The organism is Halomonas sp. A020, from assembly GCF_027943625.1.
In the GTDB taxonomy this organism is placed as follows: Bacteria; Pseudomonadota; Gammaproteobacteria; order Pseudomonadales; family Halomonadaceae; genus Vreelandella; species Vreelandella piezotolerans.
In genome coordinates, this window is sequence record NZ_AP022850.1 from 2,590,531 (window position 1) to 2,605,856 (window position 15,326).

13 protein-coding genes are annotated in these 15,326 nt (G+C 59.0%); 7 read left to right on the top strand and 6 right to left on the bottom strand.

Annotated features, from left to right (window positions below; translation table 11 throughout):
- Nucleotides 1–13: 13 nt before the first annotated feature.
- From FRH_RS12110 to cysP, 4 genes are read right to left on the bottom strand one after another with little or no spacing between them, the layout of a single operon-like run.
- A complete protein-coding gene (locus FRH_RS12110) occupies nt 14–1,108 on the bottom strand; it encodes a TOBE-like domain-containing protein (protein WP_219863243.1) in 1,095 nt (364 codons plus the stop codon).
- Nucleotides 1,105–1,932, bottom strand: a complete 828-nt coding sequence (gene cysW, locus FRH_RS12115; RefSeq protein ID WP_281996936.1) for a sulfate ABC transporter permease subunit CysW — start codon at nt 1,930–1,932, stop codon at nt 1,105–1,107. The genes FRH_RS12110 and cysW overlap by 4 nt, the downstream gene beginning before the upstream one ends.
- A complete protein-coding gene (cysT, locus tag FRH_RS12120; protein WP_139525578.1) occupies nt 1,932–2,786 on the bottom strand; it encodes a sulfate ABC transporter permease subunit CysT in 855 nt (284 codons plus the stop codon). Before cysT ends, cysW begins: the two co-directional genes overlap by 1 nt.
- A gap of 9 nt (nt 2,787–2,795) precedes the next feature.
- A complete protein-coding gene (gene cysP, locus FRH_RS12125; protein WP_153842416.1) occupies nt 2,796–3,833 on the bottom strand; it encodes a thiosulfate ABC transporter substrate-binding protein CysP in 1,038 nt (345 codons plus the stop codon).
- Between the two features lie 253 nt (nt 3,834–4,086).
- Between cysP and rpe the strand changes: the two genes are divergently transcribed.
- Nucleotides 4,087–4,785 (top strand): ribulose-phosphate 3-epimerase, encoded by a 699-nt coding sequence (rpe, locus tag FRH_RS12130; protein WP_281996937.1) that lies wholly within the window; start codon nt 4,087–4,089, stop codon nt 4,783–4,785.
- 57 nt (nt 4,786–4,842) lie between these two features.
- Here rpe and FRH_RS12135 read toward each other — a convergent pair whose 3' ends face one another.
- Nucleotides 4,843–6,141: an NAD(P)/FAD-dependent oxidoreductase gene (locus tag FRH_RS12135; RefSeq protein WP_281996938.1), complete on the bottom strand. Its 1,299-nt coding sequence runs from the start codon at nt 6,139–6,141 to the stop codon at nt 4,843–4,845.
- Nucleotides 6,142–6,276: 135 nt separating this feature from the next.
- Here FRH_RS12135 and FRH_RS12140 point away from each other — a divergent pair, with 135 nt between their 5' ends.
- Nucleotides 6,277–6,945, top strand: a complete 669-nt coding sequence (locus FRH_RS12140; RefSeq protein WP_281996939.1) for a phosphoglycolate phosphatase — start codon at nt 6,277–6,279, stop codon at nt 6,943–6,945.
- Between the two features lie 12 nt (nt 6,946–6,957).
- On the opposite strand, the gene FRH_RS12145 is transcribed toward FRH_RS12140, so the two are convergent.
- Complete coding sequence (locus FRH_RS12145) at nt 6,958–7,875, bottom strand: zinc ABC transporter substrate-binding protein (RefSeq protein ID WP_281996940.1); 918 nt, start codon at nt 7,873–7,875, stop codon at nt 6,958–6,960.
- Between the two features lie 288 nt (nt 7,876–8,163).
- On the opposite strand from FRH_RS12145, the gene FRH_RS12150 reads away from it, so the two are divergent.
- The 5 genes from FRH_RS12150 (at nt 8,164) to trpC (ending at nt 15,288) form a co-directional block, all read left to right on the top strand.
- Nucleotides 8,164–9,903 (top strand): NADH-ubiquinone oxidoreductase-F iron-sulfur binding region domain-containing protein, encoded by a 1,740-nt coding sequence (locus FRH_RS12150; RefSeq protein ID WP_281996941.1) that lies wholly within the window; start codon nt 8,164–8,166, stop codon nt 9,901–9,903.
- The gene (fdhF, locus tag FRH_RS12155) at nt 9,900–12,716 is read left to right on the top strand and encodes a formate dehydrogenase subunit alpha (protein ID WP_281996942.1); all 2,817 of its coding nucleotides are present in this window, start codon (nt 9,900–9,902) and stop codon (nt 12,714–12,716) included. Before FRH_RS12150 ends, fdhF begins: the two co-directional genes overlap by 4 nt.
- Before the next feature lie 98 nt (nt 12,717–12,814).
- Complete coding sequence (locus FRH_RS12160) at nt 12,815–13,420, top strand: aminodeoxychorismate/anthranilate synthase component II (RefSeq protein ID WP_239285861.1); 606 nt, start codon at nt 12,815–12,817, stop codon at nt 13,418–13,420.
- A 36-nt stretch (nt 13,421–13,456) separates the two neighbouring features.
- Nucleotides 13,457–14,476 carry an anthranilate phosphoribosyltransferase gene (gene trpD / locus FRH_RS12165; RefSeq protein WP_139525587.1) on the top strand — a complete coding sequence of 340 codons (1,020 nt, stop codon included), beginning with the start codon at nt 13,457–13,459 and terminating at the stop codon, nt 14,474–14,476.
- Between the two features lie 8 nt (nt 14,477–14,484).
- The gene (gene trpC, locus FRH_RS12170) at nt 14,485–15,288 is read left to right on the top strand and encodes an indole-3-glycerol phosphate synthase TrpC (RefSeq protein ID WP_239285863.1); all 804 of its coding nucleotides are present in this window, start codon (nt 14,485–14,487) and stop codon (nt 15,286–15,288) included.
- Nucleotides 15,289–15,326: the final 38 nt, after the last annotated feature.

The following is a 15,326-nucleotide window of genomic DNA, read 5'->3' on the forward strand; positions in this document are numbered from 1 at the left end:
ACGCCAGCCATGGCTAGGCCACGCGGGTCTGTTGCTCGGGTGTTTTGGCCTCTTCTTTGAAACGGTGCCACTGGCGCGGATGGGCAAACAACCGCTGGCCGCGGCGCATATGCAGGCGCTCGAAATCGGCATGGCGAACGGTGGCTTGCCACGGAGTGGCTAGCCAGTCGGCCTCTAGCTCTACGCGCACTTCGGCACCGACCGGGGAGATGGCGGTAACGGTCACCGGTAGGTGGCACTCCGCACTGGGCTCCTCTGCAAGGCGCACCTCATGGGGGCGGAGCAACAGCTCTTCATCGCCGTCGGACAAGTCCACGTTCAGGTGGGCATCGCCGCAGGTCAGTACGCCATTGCGAACGCGCCCTTCTAGGTGGTTCACATCCCCCAAGAACTCGAACACGAAGCGGTTCTTCGGCGCGCGGTAGAGCGTATCCGGCGTGTCGATCTGCTCGATGCGGCCGTTGCTCATTACGACCACACGGTCTGAGAGCTCCAGTGCTTCTTCCTGATCGTGGGTGACGAACACGCTGGTGAAGTTCAGCTCGTCGTGCAGGCGACGCAGCCAGCGGCGCAGATCTTGACGCACTTTAGCATCCAATGCCCCAAACGGCTCATCGAGCAGCAGTACGTCTGGCTCTACGGCGAGTGCGCGCGCCAACGATACGCGCTGCTGCTGGCCACCGGAAAGCTGTGCAGGGAGCCGATTTGCCAAGTGCTGAAGCTGAACCATTTCCAGGAGTCTAAACACCCGTGCACGAATGTCGCCGCTGGAAGGACGACGCTTTTTCGGCATCACCGTGAGACCAAACGCCACGTTGTCATAGACGCTCATATGGCGAAACAGGGCGTAGTGCTGGAAGACGAAGCCGATACGACGATCGCGAACGTGCACGTGGGTAACGTCACGGTCGCCGAACAGTATTTTACCCGGCTGCGGCGAGCGGTCGGCGCTTTCCAGGCCGGCTATGATGCGTAGCAGAGTGGTTTTGCCCGAGCCGGAGGGGCCTAGCAAGCCCACCAGTTCACCTTCGTGAATATCCAAATTGATCGGTTCGAGCGCCTGGGTGTTGGCAAAGTGTTTGGCGATATTCTGTAAGCGAATACTCATGAGAATGCCTCCCGGCGCGATGCGCGCCATTCAAGGCCTGCCTTGGCCGCAAGCGTGAACAGGGCAATCAGCGCCAACAGCGCAGCGCTGGCAAACGCCCCGACGGCGTTGTAGTCCTGATAAAGCTGCTCTAGGTGTAGCGGTAGCGTATTGGTTTGCCCGCGAATGGCTCCTGAGACAACCGACACCGCGCCAAATTCACCCACCGCACGGGCATTGGTCAGGATGATGCCGTACAGTAGTGCCCAGCGGATGTTGGGCAGTGTGACCCGCCAAAACGTCGTCCAACCAGAAGCACCTAACGTCACGGCGGCTTCTTCCTCGTGTGACCCTTGCGCCTGCATGAGCGGAATCAATTCCCGCGCCACGAATGGGCAGGTGACGAAGACGGTTACCATCAAAATGCCCGGCCAGGCGAACATCAGCTGAATGTCGTGGCTATCGAGCCAGCCTCCGATCCAGCCGTTGCGGCCGTACAGTAGGAGATAGATCAAGCCAGCGACGACGGGAGAGACGGCAAACGGAATGTCGATCAGCGTTTGCAGAATGCGCCGTCCCGGAAAGCTAAAGCGCGTCACCAGCCACGCCAAGGCGACACCGAAGACCAAGCAGATGGGGATGGTCATCAGCGCGATGATCAGCGTGAGACCAATGGCGTGCAGAGTGAACGTATTGCTCACGTTCCCCCAAAACACTGCCACACCTTGAGAGAACGCTTGAGCAAAAATAGCCACCAGCGGCAGCAGCAGAAATAGCGCGGACAGCAGCAAGGCTGCGCCAATCAACAAGCGCCGCACGGTGGGCGCGTCACCAATCCGGCGCATTATCCTTTTCCTCCATGCAGGCGGCGCACGAAACGCCCCTGCCAGATGTTGATGGCGAGCAGCAGTGCTAGCGAGACGAACAGCACCACCGAGGCAATGGCGGATGCCCCCGCATAGTCATACTCCTGCAGCTTGACGAAGATCATCAGCGCGGTAATTTCGGTTTCGTAGGGCATGTTACCCGCAATGAAGATGATCGCGCCGAACTCGCCCAGTGAGCGCACGAAGGCAAGCCCGGTGCCGGTGACGAGCGCGGGCCATAGATGCGGCATGATGACGCGGCGAAATGCCACGCCATCGGTGGCACCCAGGGACATCGCGGCTTCGTCCACTTCGGCGGGTAAATCTTCCAGCACCGGCTGAACCGTGCGCACCACGAAAGGGATACTGGTGAAGGCCATCGCTAGGGCAATTCCCACCCAAGTATAAGCGACCTGAAACCCCATCGGCTCGATGATACTGCCCACCCAACCGTTGCCCGCATAAAGCGTGGCGAGGGTAATGCCTGCCACTGCGGTGGGCAGGGCAAAAGGGAGATCCATCAGCGCATCGAGCAGGCGTTTGCCGGGGAACTCATAGCGTACCAGTACCCAAGCCAAAAGCAGGCCAAATACCGCATTCACCAGCGCGGCGACCGCTGCCGCGCCGATGGTGACCATGTAGCTGGCCACCACGCGGCCTTCGGTGATGATCGCAACATACTCGGCCAAGCTCAGTTCGGAAAGCTGACCGAACAGCCCCGTCATCGGCAGAAGCAGTACCAGCGAGATGAACAGCACGCTGATGCCCATGGATAGACCAAAACCCGGCAGCACGCGCGTGCTGCCGGATCGCCAAAATGCTAACTGGCTCATGAGATACCGTTAACGACGCTGCAGTTGATCGAGAAGAGCACCGCCTTCGAAGTGGGTCTCCATCGCTTCTTCCCAGCTGCCGAACACGTTCTCGACTTCGAATAGCTCGGTGTCGGGGAACTGGTCGGCAAACTCGTCGACCACCGTCTCGTTATGAACGCGGTAGTTGAAACCTGCTAGCTGGCGCTGTGCTTCTTCGGTGTAGAGGTACTCCAGGTAGCCCTGGGCGAGGTCGCTGTTCCCGTTACGCTCGGCGTTCTCACCCACGACTGCCACCGGGAATTCGGCCAGAATGCTGACTGGCGGAACGACCACTTCGTAGTCATCGCTGCCGTACTCGCTGCGGATATTGTTCACTTCTGACTCGAAGCTGATCAATACATCACCAATGCCGCGCTCGATGAAGCTGGTCGTGGCACCACGGCCGCCGGTGTCGAAGACGGCAACGTTACGCAGGAAAGTGCGCATGAAGTCCTGTATCTGCTCTTCGTCACCGTCGAATTCGTTTTCGGCGAAGCCCCAAGCGGCTAAGTAGGTGTAGCGGCCGTTACCCGAGGTTTTCGGGTTAGGGAAAACGATCTGAACGTCTTCCTGGGCTAAGTCATCCCAGCTTTCGATGCCCTTAGGGTTGCCTTTACGCACCAAAAACGCCGTGGTGGAGTAGTAGGGCGAGGCGTTGTTCGGGAACGCATCCTGCCAATCTTCTGCTACCAGACCCGCATCGGCCAGTACCTGAACATCGGTCACTTGGTTGAACGTCACGACGTCGGCACGTAGCCCCTGCATGATGGCACGCGCCTGAGCAGAGGAGCCGCCGTGCGACTGACTGATGGCGACTTCTTCGTCATGCGCCTCTTCCCACCATGCCTGGAACTCTGGGTTGATGGCGGCAAACAGCTCACGGGCGATGTCGTAGGAAGAGTTCAGTAGCTCGCGTTCCTGAGCAACGGCAGCGCTGGAGAAGGTCATGCCAGAAACGGCAGTACCTAGGGCGACGGCCAGCAGGCTGCGGCGAAGGGTAGTACGGAATGCAGTGGATGACGTCATTGCAAACTCCTAGAAACGATGGGCGATGATGCTCGCAATGCTGTTAAGGTTAAACCTTGGATTGTGGAATTACAATCGTGTTTTATATTCTATTTGGAAATATGTGTTGACGTATCGAGCGAGCATGGCCCGTCTTTCAGGCTGGTTGGTCGTGCGTTCTGGGCATAGGGCTTCGTGAGCAGCTCTGGTAAGATATGCGCTTGAATGTCTTTCTTATCTCATCATCACGTACTGTTTATCCGAGGACCCCGCCATGAGCGCTGCCCAGGAATTTTTGATTGCCCCGTCGATACTCTCCGCCAATTTTGCGCGGTTGGGCGAGGAGGTCGATAACGTTCTGGCGGCTGGCGCCGATGTGGTGCATTTTGATGTGATGGATAACCATTACGTGCCAAACCTGACCATTGGGCCGATGGTATGCAAGGCCCTTCGCGACCATGGTGTGACCGCACCCATCGATGTTCATCTGATGGTGAAGCCAGTGGATCGTATGATCAGCGATTTCATCGAGGCTGGGGCTAGCTACATCACTTTTCACCCCGAAGCCTCCGAACATATCGATCGCTCTTTGCAGCTCATTCGTGATGGCGGCTGCAAAGCAGGGTTGGTGTTCAACCCGGCCACACCGTTGTCATACCTCGATTATGTGATGGATAAAGTGGATATGGTGCTGCTGATGAGCGTCAATCCTGGGTTTGGCGGCCAGTCATTCATTCCCGGTACGTTGGACAAACTGCGCGAGGCACGGGCGCGTATCGATGCGGCGGACTTGCCGATTCGCCTTGAAATCGATGGCGGCGTGAAAGTCGACAATATTGCAGACATCGCCTCCGCTGGTGCCGATACCTTTGTTGCTGGTTCGGCGATTTTTAACGCCCATCAGGCAAGCGACCCGCATGGCTACGACAGCGTGATTCAGCAGATGCGAACGCAGCTCGCTAAGGTGCGCTGAGACGGAAAGCGCGCTAAAACACAAAAGGGCGGCTGATCTTCCGCCCTTTACATGTCCTTAGTGAAGTTTCATACGTGGTTTGAGGTAGCGGTTCAATTTATCCACTAGCCAGGCAAGCCCGGTTTTCGGCGCGCCGTGAATCGAGAGCTGATGCATGCGATAGAGCGACGCGTAGGCTTGGCGCGCGAGCCATCCCTCCAAAAACAGACCTCGAGAGGCCGAGCTGCGCATCAAATTTCCGACGGCATCGTAACGGGCCAGCGATACCAATGAGCCATGGTCGTGATAGGTAAAGTCTTGCAGCGGCTTTTTAGCTAGACAGTGTTCTAAATTCTTCGCTAGTAGCTTTGCCTGCTGATGCGCCGCCTGAGCGCGAGGCGGTACCGTGGCTTCGTCGCCTTGGGGGCAGCAAGCACAGTCGCCCATCGCAAAAATATGCGAGTCGTCCACGCTTTGTAGTGTCTGTTTGACGTTGATCTGATGGCGCTTATTCGTGCTCAAACCCAGCTCGGCCAAAAACGAGGGAGCCTTGATGCCTGCCGCCCACACATTCAGGTCGGTTTCTATTATTTCCCCGTCCCCTGTGACCAACTGATACTCCTGAGCTTCTTGAATTGCCGTGCCGACATGCACGGTGACACCCAGGCTCTCGAGTTCCTGCTGAACGGTCTGGCTGATACGTTCGGATAAGCCGGGCAGCAGACGCGGTGCTGCCTCGATCAAATGCACGCTGATCGTTTGGTGATCCACCGCTGTGACGCCGTAGGCATTGAGCAGCCGAGATGCGTCGAGGAGTTCGGCGGACAGTTCAACGCCCGTCGCTCCGCCCCCGACGATGCCAATGGTGAGCTGAGTGTGTTGGCGCAGACTGGGGTCGGTATAGCGCAGAAACGTGTTGATCATGTCCCGCTGGAAGGCTTTGGCCTGCTGGGGAGAGTCGATGAAGTGGCAGTGCTCTGCAACGCCTTGGGTGCCAAAATCGTTGGATACACTGCCTAGCGCAAGTACCAAGTAATCGTAGGTGAGCTGGCGGGCGGGAAGCACTTCCATGCCATCTTCGTCTTCGATGGGCGCTAGGTGAATGACCTTCTTGTCACGTTCCAAGCCATTCAGCGAGCCGCGCTGGTAGCGGTAGTAGTGGGCCGAGGAGTGACCGCGATAATCCACTTCATCCATGCTGGAGTTGAGTACCCCGGTAGCTAGCTCGTGCAACAGCGGTTTCCATACGTGGGTGGCATTGCGGTCGAGTAGGACGATCTCAGCGCGCTTTTTCTTGCCCAGCGTATGCCCAAGGCGTGTGGCAAGGGCTAGCCCGCCTGCACCGCCGCCCACAATCACAATTCGGGGAATGGCCATTACTCTCTCCTTGGCAAATATAGCCACAGCATAGAACTTTCTACGCTGTATGACGAAGGTCTAAACGGGTAAGATGATGGAATTAATCGACATTATCGTGAACCAGTCGCTTAGACGCATCAGTGAGGCCGGCGCGTGCATACCATTTTGCAAGAAAAACGGTTAATTGCCTTTGATCTAGACGGTACGTTGATCGACTCGGTGCCGGATTTGGCCGTTGGCGTGCAGCGGGCGCTGCACGACGTTGGGCTGGCCCAGCCGAGTGAAGCGCAGGTTCGCGACTGGGTGGGCAACGGCGCTCAGGTGCTGGTGGAGCGAGCGCTGACCTGGGCGCTAGGTGAGCGACCCGAGGCGGCGCTGCAGCAGAACGGCTATGAAGCGTTCATGCGCCACTACGGAGCTGCACCCAACGCGTGGACGACGCTTTACCCTGGCGTATCGGAAGCGCTTCACGCACTGCGTGAAGCAGGTTTTGCCCTGGCCCTGATCACCAACAAACCCGAGCGGTTCATTGCGCCTATTTTAGATCACTTCGGTTTGCTAGCACTGTTTACGCTTACCGTTGGGGGCGATTCGCTCAGCGAGAAAAAGCCAAGTCCGGTGCCATTGATTCATGTGGCGCAAGCGTTAGACATTGCTCCGTCAGCCAGCGTGATGGTAGGTGATTCTCGCCACGATATTGCGGCGGGTAAGGCGGCTGGCTTTGCCACCGTGGCGTTGCCGTACGGCTATAACCACGGCGAGCCTATCGCGCAGAGCCAGCCTGATCTGCTCGTCTCCTCCCTGCGCGATCTACTCGGCTAACTCAGCTAACGGCTACTCCTCGGCTCTTGCGCCCCCCAGGGCTTCATGCAAAAGCTCGGTAGTGTGGTGTAGCAAAGCGGGGTAGTTATAAGCGGGCCCGTCGGCCTCACTCAACGTATCAACGTAGAGCGGGCCTGCCAGCGTCAAACCGGTCTCCCGGGCTAGGGCGTCCATGTGAATGTCGGGTGTCGTGCTCTCAAAAAATAGCGCTGGCGGGCGCTTGTCAACCAGACGCTCACTCATGCTGGCCATGTCGTGAGCGCTGCCCATCGTTTCGCTATTCAGCCCCCAAATGGCCGCGAACTCGAATCCGTAAGCGTGGGCAAAGTAGCTTAGTGCGGCTTCACTCATGGTGATCAGTCGATTGGTGTGGGGGATGCCCTCCAAGCGTTCGATGACCTGCTGGTCGAGTAACGAAAGCGCGTCCTTGGCCTCTTCAGCGCGCGTTCGAAATGCGTCGGCACGCTCGGGAAAGCGGGCGCTGAGGGTGTGCATGATGACATCGATATAGGCCGCTGCACCGTGCGGAGCCATCCACATATGTGGGTCAGGGCTTCCCTCGTACTGCCCCTGCTGTAGTGTCAGGGTCGGATAGTCGGCTATCTCGGCGAGTGCGACTAGCGTCAGCCTATCGCTGGCCATCGCTTTTAAATGACGAATCCACGGCTCTAATCCATGGCCGTTGTAAAACACGATATCGGCCTCTTCGACGGCGAGTACGTTAGGCGGGGTGAGTTCCCAGCGATGCACATCTTCACCGATCGGTACGATCGTCGTAATGGAAATGTCGTCACCGGCAACGCGTTTGACCAAATCCTCGATCACCGAAAACGAGGCGATGATCTTGGCAGACGATGCGGCGAATGACGGCGAAGAGATGAATGTTGCTACTAACAAGAGCGTGATGATCCAAGATATTCGCTTATCCATGCCACGCTCCTAACCCATTAAAATGACGGGAGATAATAAAGAGAGTCGCGCCCCGTTGCCAGTCTTGCTTGGTGTAGAGAGCGGCCATAGTGAGCTGCACCACCAACAGACGCGATGGTTTCCCCGCTGACGCTTACCCTCTATGCTATGAAAAGCCCTCAACGCTGGCATCGCTCTTGGCGGGCTGCCCATCGAGTCGCTGTCGCAACGTTTGTACGCTTCACTGAGCATAGCGGCTTTGACGGCGGTGTTTGTAACGTTCTTTGGCCTAGCTCTGGATGGCGCGTCATGACTTCTCAATCTGTTACGTCTTCTCGCCGCCGTCGCGGCTACCCCAATGGGCGCGATATCGCCCCCGTGGCGCTGGCGGCACTTCGCGATTTATTGGGCGATGAGCGCCAAACGCCCAGCTTGAAACGCCGCGACCTGCTGATAGAGCACCTGCACACCCTTCAGGACGCCCACGGCCATCTATCGCTCGTGGAACTGCGCGCCCTGGCAGCCTATATGAACCTGCCTATGGCGGCGGTGTACGAGACGGCGACGTTCTACGCCCACTTCGATGTCGTGCATGACCAACAAGCGCCTCCCCCGGATACGACGATTCGCGTCTGTGATTCTCTCTCGTGCCAATTAGCAGGGGCCAGTGCGCTACACAAAGCGTTGGAAGCCCGCGTTGACCCTGACTGCGTGCGGGTGATCCGTGCGCCCTGTATGGGTCGCTGCGATACCGCGCCGGTGGCTGAAGTTGGCCACCACCATGTGCTGTATGCCACCGCAGACGGTGTAGAAGCTGTCGTGGACACGGGGCACTTTCATCCTGAAGCGATCCTATGGCAGCGGCTTGGCGACTATCAGCAGATGGGCGGTTACCAGTTACTGGCCAATGCCCGAAGCGGTAAGGTCAACATTGATGAGGTGCTGCAGACGCTTGAAACCTCGGGCCTGAGAGGCTTGGGAGGCGCGGGCTTCCCTACCTTCAAAAAGTGGCAGGCCGTGCGTCAAGCCGCCGGGCCACGCTACTGCGTCATCAACGCTGACGAAGGCGAGCCGGGGACGTTCAAAGACCGCTACTATTTAGAGCGCGCGCCGCATCAGTTTCTGGAGGGCGCACTGGTGAGCGCTTGGGCAATCGATGCCGAGGCGCTCTATATCTATCTGCGCGACGAGTACCCCGGCCTACACCGCGTGCTCCATGAGGCGATTGCAGAGCTTGAGCAGGCGGGCATCGTCGCGCGGGGCTTCATCATCATGCGCCGGGGAGCGGGCGCCTATATTTGTGGCGAGGAGTCGGCGCTGATCGAATCCCTGGAGGGCAAGCCCGGCAAGCCGCGCCACCGACCGCCTTACGTGGCCCAAGAGGGGCTATTTGGTCGTCCCACGCTGGTCAATAACGTCGAAACCGTTTACTGGATTCCCGCCATTTGGCACAAAGGGGCGGAATGGTTTACCGGACATGGGCGCCACGGACGGCGGGGCCTACGCAGTTTTTCTATCTCTGGTCGAGTGAACAAGCCCGGTGTGTACTTGGCACCAGCAGGCATCACGCTGCGCGAGTTGGTTGAAGAGTATGCGGGCGGCATGGCAGAAGGACATACGCTGGCCGCTTACCTGCCCGGCGGGGCCTCGGGTGGCATTCTGCCGGCCAGCAAAGCCGATGTGCCGCTGGATTTTGATACGCTTCAGGCGCACGGCAGTTTTATTGGGTCAGCGGCGATAATCGTGCTGTCTGATCAGGATAACCTTCAGGCGGTGGCCACCAATCTGCTGGCTTTTTTTGCCGATGAATCCTGCGGGCAGTGCACGCCTTGCCGGGTAGGCAGCGAGAAAATGCTCAGCCTGCTGGAGCAACCCACATGGGATGTGCAAGCGCTCACTCGGCTGGCGCAAGTGATGCAGGACGCCTCGATTTGCGGCCTGGGGCAAGCGGCACCGAATCCTGTCTTAGGACTACTCAAGGATTTCCGCCCTGCGCTCGCCCAGCAGCAGATTATCGTCAGTGATGCCGCTGAAGGGAGTGCACCATGAGCGCTTCGTTCACTATTGTATTGGATGATCAAGACGTCACTGCCTACCACGGAGAAACTCTTTGGCAGGTGGCCAAGCGCGCTGGCGAGACCATTCCTCACCTCTGTTTCAAAGACGCCCCCGGCTACCGTGCCGATGGCAATTGCCGTGCCTGTATGGTGGAAGTGGAAGGCGAGCGCGTGCTGGCGGCAAGCTGTATCCGCGAGGCCAAACCCGGCATGGTGGTACGCAGCGCCCACTCGCCCCGTGCCATACAAGCGCGTGAAACGGTATTGGAACTGCTGATGGCCGACCAGCCCAGCCGCGCCCAAAGCCCAGACCGCTCCAGCCACTTCTGGGAAGTAGCCGACCAATTGGCGGTTGACGAAGCGGCCGTTAAGTCGTGGCTGCCAGCACGCCGCTCAGTCGCCGTCAGCCATGCGGCGGCGGCACCGAAGGTGAGCCAGCCGGATACCAGTCACCCGGCGATGCACGTCAACTTGGACGCTTGCATTACCTGCAACCTGTGCGTGCGCGCCTGCCGCGAGGTGCAGAGTAACGATGTCATCGGCATGGCGCAGCGAGGCGCTGCCGCCACCGTGGTATTTGATTTTGCCGACCCGATGGGCCAGAGCACCTGTGTGGGCTGCGGCGAGTGCGTGCAAGCGTGCCCCACCGGCGCGCTGATGCCTGCCACCGTGGTCAATGCCCAAGGTCAGGGCGATTCTCAAAGCCAGCGGCAGGTAGATTCCGTGTGCCCCTATTGCGGGGTGGGCTGCCAACTGACGTACCATATTAACGACGATGCCCTGGCTTATGTGGAAGGGCGCAACGGCCCCGCTAACCAGAACCGCCTGTGCGTGAAAGGCCGGTTTGGGTTTGATTACGTGAGCCACCCGGCACGCCTGACCAAGCCACTGATACGCTTGCCTGGGATTCCCAAAGCGCTCGACCCTACCTTTGATCCTGCCAATCCTTTCAGCCATTTCCGTGAGGTCAATTGGGACGAAGCGCTGGAAATCGCGGCGGGCGGCCTAATGGCGATTAAACAGGCGCAAGGCCCCAAAGCGTTGGCGGGCTTTGGCAGCGCCAAATGCTCTAACGAAGAGGCGTGGCTGTTCCAGAAGTTGGTGCGTACCGGCTTTGGCAGCAATAACGTGGACCACTGCACGCGGCTTTGCCATGCCAGCTCCGTCGCGGCGCTGATGGAGTGCTTAGGCTCTGGCGCGGTGACCGCTTCGTTTATGCAGGCGCTGGAGGCTGATGTGGTGATCCTTACCGGCTGCAACCCGGCAGTGAATCACCCCGTGGCGGCGACATTCTTCAAGCAGGCAGCCAAGCAGGGCACCGAGATCATTATTCTCGACCCTCGCGGGCAGGCGCTGGACGCATACGCCAGCATGAGCGTGCGTTTTACACCAGGGGCGGATGTATCGCTGTTCAACGCGCTGCTCCATGTGATCATTGCGGAAGGCCTGTATGACCAAGCCTACATCGACGCCCACACTGAGGGCTTTGGCGCGCTCAAGCTGAGCGTCGCTCACAGTACACCGGAAGCCATGAGCGCACTATGCGGCGTCTCCCCCGACACCATTCGTGAAGTGGCGCGGCGCTACGCCAACGCCGAAAAAGCGATGATTTTCTGGGGTATGGGTATTTCCCAGCATACCCATGGCACCGACAACGCCCGCTGCCTGATTTCGCTGGCACTGGCCTGCGGCCATACCGGTCGCCCCGGCACGGGCCTGCACCCGCTGCGGGGTCAAAATAACGTGCAGGGGGCGTCGGATGCGGGGCTGATTCCCATGGTGCTGCCGGACTACCAGCCAGTAGGCGATAGCCAGCTACGCGCCGCGTTTGAAGCGCTATGGAACACGCCGCTGAGCAATGAGCCTGGACTGACGGTGGTGGAAGTGATGAATGCGATTCATGCAGGCGAGGTGCGTGGCATGTACATCCTGGGTGAAAATCCGGCGATGTCTGACCCGGACCTTACCCATGCCCGCGCCGCGCTGGGTAAGCTCGAGCATTTGGTGGTGCAGGATCTGTTCGTCACTGAAACCGCCCAGTTTGCCGATGTCATTTTGCCTGCCTCTGCATGGCCCGAAAAAGAGGGCACCGTGACCAACACCAACCGCCAAGTACAGCTTGGGCGTGCTGCCTTACCGTTGCCAGGAGACGCCAAGCCAGACTGGTGGATCATCCAGGAGATCGCTAACCGCTTTGGGCTGAACTGGCGCTATCAGCACCCGCAAGACGTGTTTGCTGAAATGCAGCAGGGGATGCACTCATTCAACCATATTAGCTGGGAGCGGCTAGCGCGGGAGAGCTCTGTCACATACCCCTGCCCAGCCGAGGATGAACCGGGTCAGGATGTGGTGTTTAGCGACGCCTTTCCGCGCGCTGGCGGGCTGGCCAAATTCGCCCCTGCGCGTCCGCTTCCCCCGGATGAGCCGGTGGATCACGAGTACCCCACGGTATTGACCACGGGTCGTCAGTTAGAGCATTGGCATACGGGCTCCATGACGCGGCGCGCCCAGGTGCTCGACGCGCTAGAACCAGAAGCGGTCGCCTGTCTTTCAGCGGGTGAACTCCATCGCTTGGGGGTGTCGCCGGGCGAGAAGCTCACCATTATTACGCGGAGGAGCGCGATCACGCTGACCGCCAGAGTGGACGACAAAATCCCCAATGGTATGGTCTTCGTGCCATTTGCCTACGCCGAGGCCGCCGCCAATCTGCTCACCAACCCGGCCTTGGATCCTTACGGCAAAATACCCGAGTTCAAGTACGCCGCCTGTCGGCTGGAGCGCGCAGCAGTGCCGCAGCCGCACTAAGCGAGCTCCGCCCCTGCACGCTGCCCCTGCAAGGAGCGTCTGGGTTGGGGTATCATCCTGCCAGTGAGTGTTAATTATCTGATGGAGTAAGCGGGGCGATGTCGCAAGCACAGGCAGTGCAACGGGTGTTGATGCTAGACAACTACGATAGCTTTACGTTTAACATCGTCCAGTATCTGGGTGAGCTGAATGCCGAGGTGATGACCTACCGCAACGATGAAATTACCTTAGCCCAGATGTGCGCCTTGGCACCGACCCATCTGGTAATTTCGCCCGGCCCTTGCACGCCCAACGAGGCAGGCATTTCGTTGGCAGCCATCGAGCACTTTGCGGGCAAACTGCCTATATTGGGCGTTTGCCTGGGGCACCAGGCCATTGGCCAGGTCTATGGCGGCAAGGTCGTGCAGGCGCCCCAGGTGATGCACGGCAAAACCTCGGCCGTTGTACACCGTGGGCAGGGCGTGTTCAGCGGGCTGGAAAACCCGCTGGAAGTGACGCGCTATCACTCATTGGTGGTTGAGCATGAGAGCCTGCCCGACTGCCTAGAAGTGACCGCCTGGACCGCCGAAGATGACGTGACGCCTGGGCTGATCATGGGGTTTCGTCATCGTACCCTTGATGTGGAAGGCGTACAGTTTCATCCTGAGTCGATACTCACGCGCCAGGGCCATGCGTTATTGGCCAATTTTTTACAACGCGGCTGATCGCCACATTCATACGCTTTAGGGGCTTTCCTGCTCATGCAAATGCGAGACGCAATTAACGCGGTGATGCGCCGCGAAGACCTCTCTTTCGATGCGATGCACGCGCTGATGCGCCAGATCATGACTGGCGAAGCCTCCGACGCGCAAATTGGCGGTCTACTGGTGGGGTTGGCCATGAAAGGGGAAAGCGCTGAAGAGATCAGCGCCGCTGCCCAGGTGATGCGTGAGCTCATGAAGCGCGTCGAGCTGCACACCGAGAACGTGGTGGATATCGTCGGTACCGGCGGCGATGGTGCCAACCTGTTCAATGTATCGACCGCGTCCAGTTTCGTGGCGGCGGCGGCGGGGGCTCACGTTGCTAAACATGGCAATCGCAGCGTTTCCTCTTCCTCGGGTAGCGCGGATCTGTTCGATATCGCAGGCATCTATCTTGACCTGAAGCCCGACCAAGTAGCCCGCTGCATCGAGCAGGTGGGCGTTGGCTTCATGTTCGCACCTAACCACCACCCGGCCATGCGTTACGCCATTGGACCGCGGCGCGAAATGGGCGTACGTACGTTGTTCAATATTCTGGGCCCGCTCACCAATCCGGCCGGGGCGCCCAACCAGGTGTTAGGCGTCTACTCGGCCGAGCTGGTGCCGCTGATGGCCGAAGTATTGCGCAAGCTGGGTAGCCGCCATGTCATGGTGGTGCATTCTGAGGATGGCCTGGATGAGATCTCCCTCGCGGCACCCTCGCTGGTGGCGGAGCTAAAAGAGGGCGAAATTACCCAGTACACCATTACGCCGGAATCCCTGGGCGTCGAGCGCCAAAGCCTGGCCAACCTCAAAGCGTCCAGCGCGGAAGATAGCCTGCGTTTGGTGAAAGCCGCGCTTAGCGGTGAAGGCGCAGCGGCAGATATGGTGGCGCTCAACGCCGGGGCGGCGCTTTACTGCGCGGGCGTGGCCGATAGCTTGAAAGAGGGCGTGATGGTGGCCCAGGATGCCCAGGCCTCCAAACTACCGCTTGAGAAGCTCAGAGAGCTTTCGCACTTCACTAGCGTCTTTAAAGGGTAAAACTTCCAATGAGTGACCAGGCAACGCCGACTATTTTAACGCGCATTTTGGCCCGTAAAGACCAGGAAGTCGCTGAGCGTCAGCAGGCGGTATCTGAAGCGGATCTGCTTGCGCTGGCGGAAAAGCAGAGCGCGCCCCGTGGCTTTATTGAGGCATTGAATCAGCGTATTGCGGCAGGCGATGCGGCCGTGATTGCCGAGGTGAAAAAAGCCTCGCCCTCTAAAGGCGTGATGCGGGAAGCGTTTCACCCAGCGGATATCGCCAAAAGCTACGCCCAGGGCGGGGCGGCGTGTCTTTCGGTGCTCACCGATGCCGACTTCTTCCAGGGCCATGAGGATTACCTCATCGCCGCTCGTGATGCCTGTGACCTGCCGGTGATCCGTAAAGACTTCATTACCCACGGCTATCAGGTCACAGAAGCGCGCGCCATCGGTGCGGACTGCATCCTATTGATTGTGGCGGCGCTCAATGACGCTCAGCTGCGCGACCTGCACCAGCAGGCCAACGCATTGGGCATGGACGTGTTGGTGGAAGTTCACGATGCAGAGGAGCTAGAGCGGGCGCTCGCCTTGGACCTAAAGCTAGTGGGTATCAATAACCGTAATCTGCACACGTTCGAGACCAGTTTGAATACCACCCTGGACCTGCTGCCGCGTATTCCTGATGGCGTCACCGTGATCACCGAATCAGGTATTCACACGCGTGATGACGTAGAGCTGATGCGTGACCACGAAGTCAATGGTTTCCTGGTAGGGGAGGCGTTCATGCGCGAAGAGGACCCTGGTTTGGCCCTCAAGCGGCTGTTTTTCTAAACGCTTCACACGGATACAAGCAAGCCCCAGCAGGCCAG

Bases quoted from the DNA above. Each gene is read 5' to 3' on its own strand.
- FRH_RS12110 (WP_219863243.1), bottom strand. From the start codon at position 1,108: ATGAGTATTCGCTTACAGAATATCGCCAAACACTTTGCCAACACCCAG.
- cysW (WP_281996936.1), bottom strand. From the start codon at position 1,932: ATGCGCCGGATTGGTGACGCGCCCACCGTGCGGCGCTTGTTGATTGGC.
- cysT (WP_139525578.1), bottom strand. From the start codon at position 2,786: ATGAGCCAGTTAGCATTTTGGCGATCCGGCAGCACGCGCGTGCTGCCG.
- cysP (WP_153842416.1), bottom strand. From the start codon at position 3,833: ATGACGTCATCCACTGCATTCCGTACTACCCTTCGCCGCAGCCTGCTG.
- rpe (WP_281996937.1), top strand. From the start codon at position 4,087: ATGAGCGCTGCCCAGGAATTTTTGATTGCCCCGTCGATACTCTCCGCC.
- FRH_RS12135 (WP_281996938.1), bottom strand. From the start codon at position 6,141: ATGGCCATTCCCCGAATTGTGATTGTGGGCGGCGGTGCAGGCGGGCTA.
- FRH_RS12145 (WP_281996940.1), bottom strand. From the start codon at position 7,875: ATGGATAAGCGAATATCTTGGATCATCACGCTCTTGTTAGTAGCAACA.
- FRH_RS12150 (WP_281996941.1), top strand. From the start codon at position 8,164: ATGACTTCTCAATCTGTTACGTCTTCTCGCCGCCGTCGCGGCTACCCC.
- fdhF (WP_281996942.1), top strand. From the start codon at position 9,900: ATGAGCGCTTCGTTCACTATTGTATTGGATGATCAAGACGTCACTGCC.
- FRH_RS12160 (WP_239285861.1), top strand. From the start codon at position 12,815: ATGTCGCAAGCACAGGCAGTGCAACGGGTGTTGATGCTAGACAACTAC.
- trpD (WP_139525587.1), top strand. From the start codon at position 13,457: ATGCAAATGCGAGACGCAATTAACGCGGTGATGCGCCGCGAAGACCTC.
- trpC (WP_239285863.1), top strand. From the start codon at position 14,485: ATGAGTGACCAGGCAACGCCGACTATTTTAACGCGCATTTTGGCCCGT.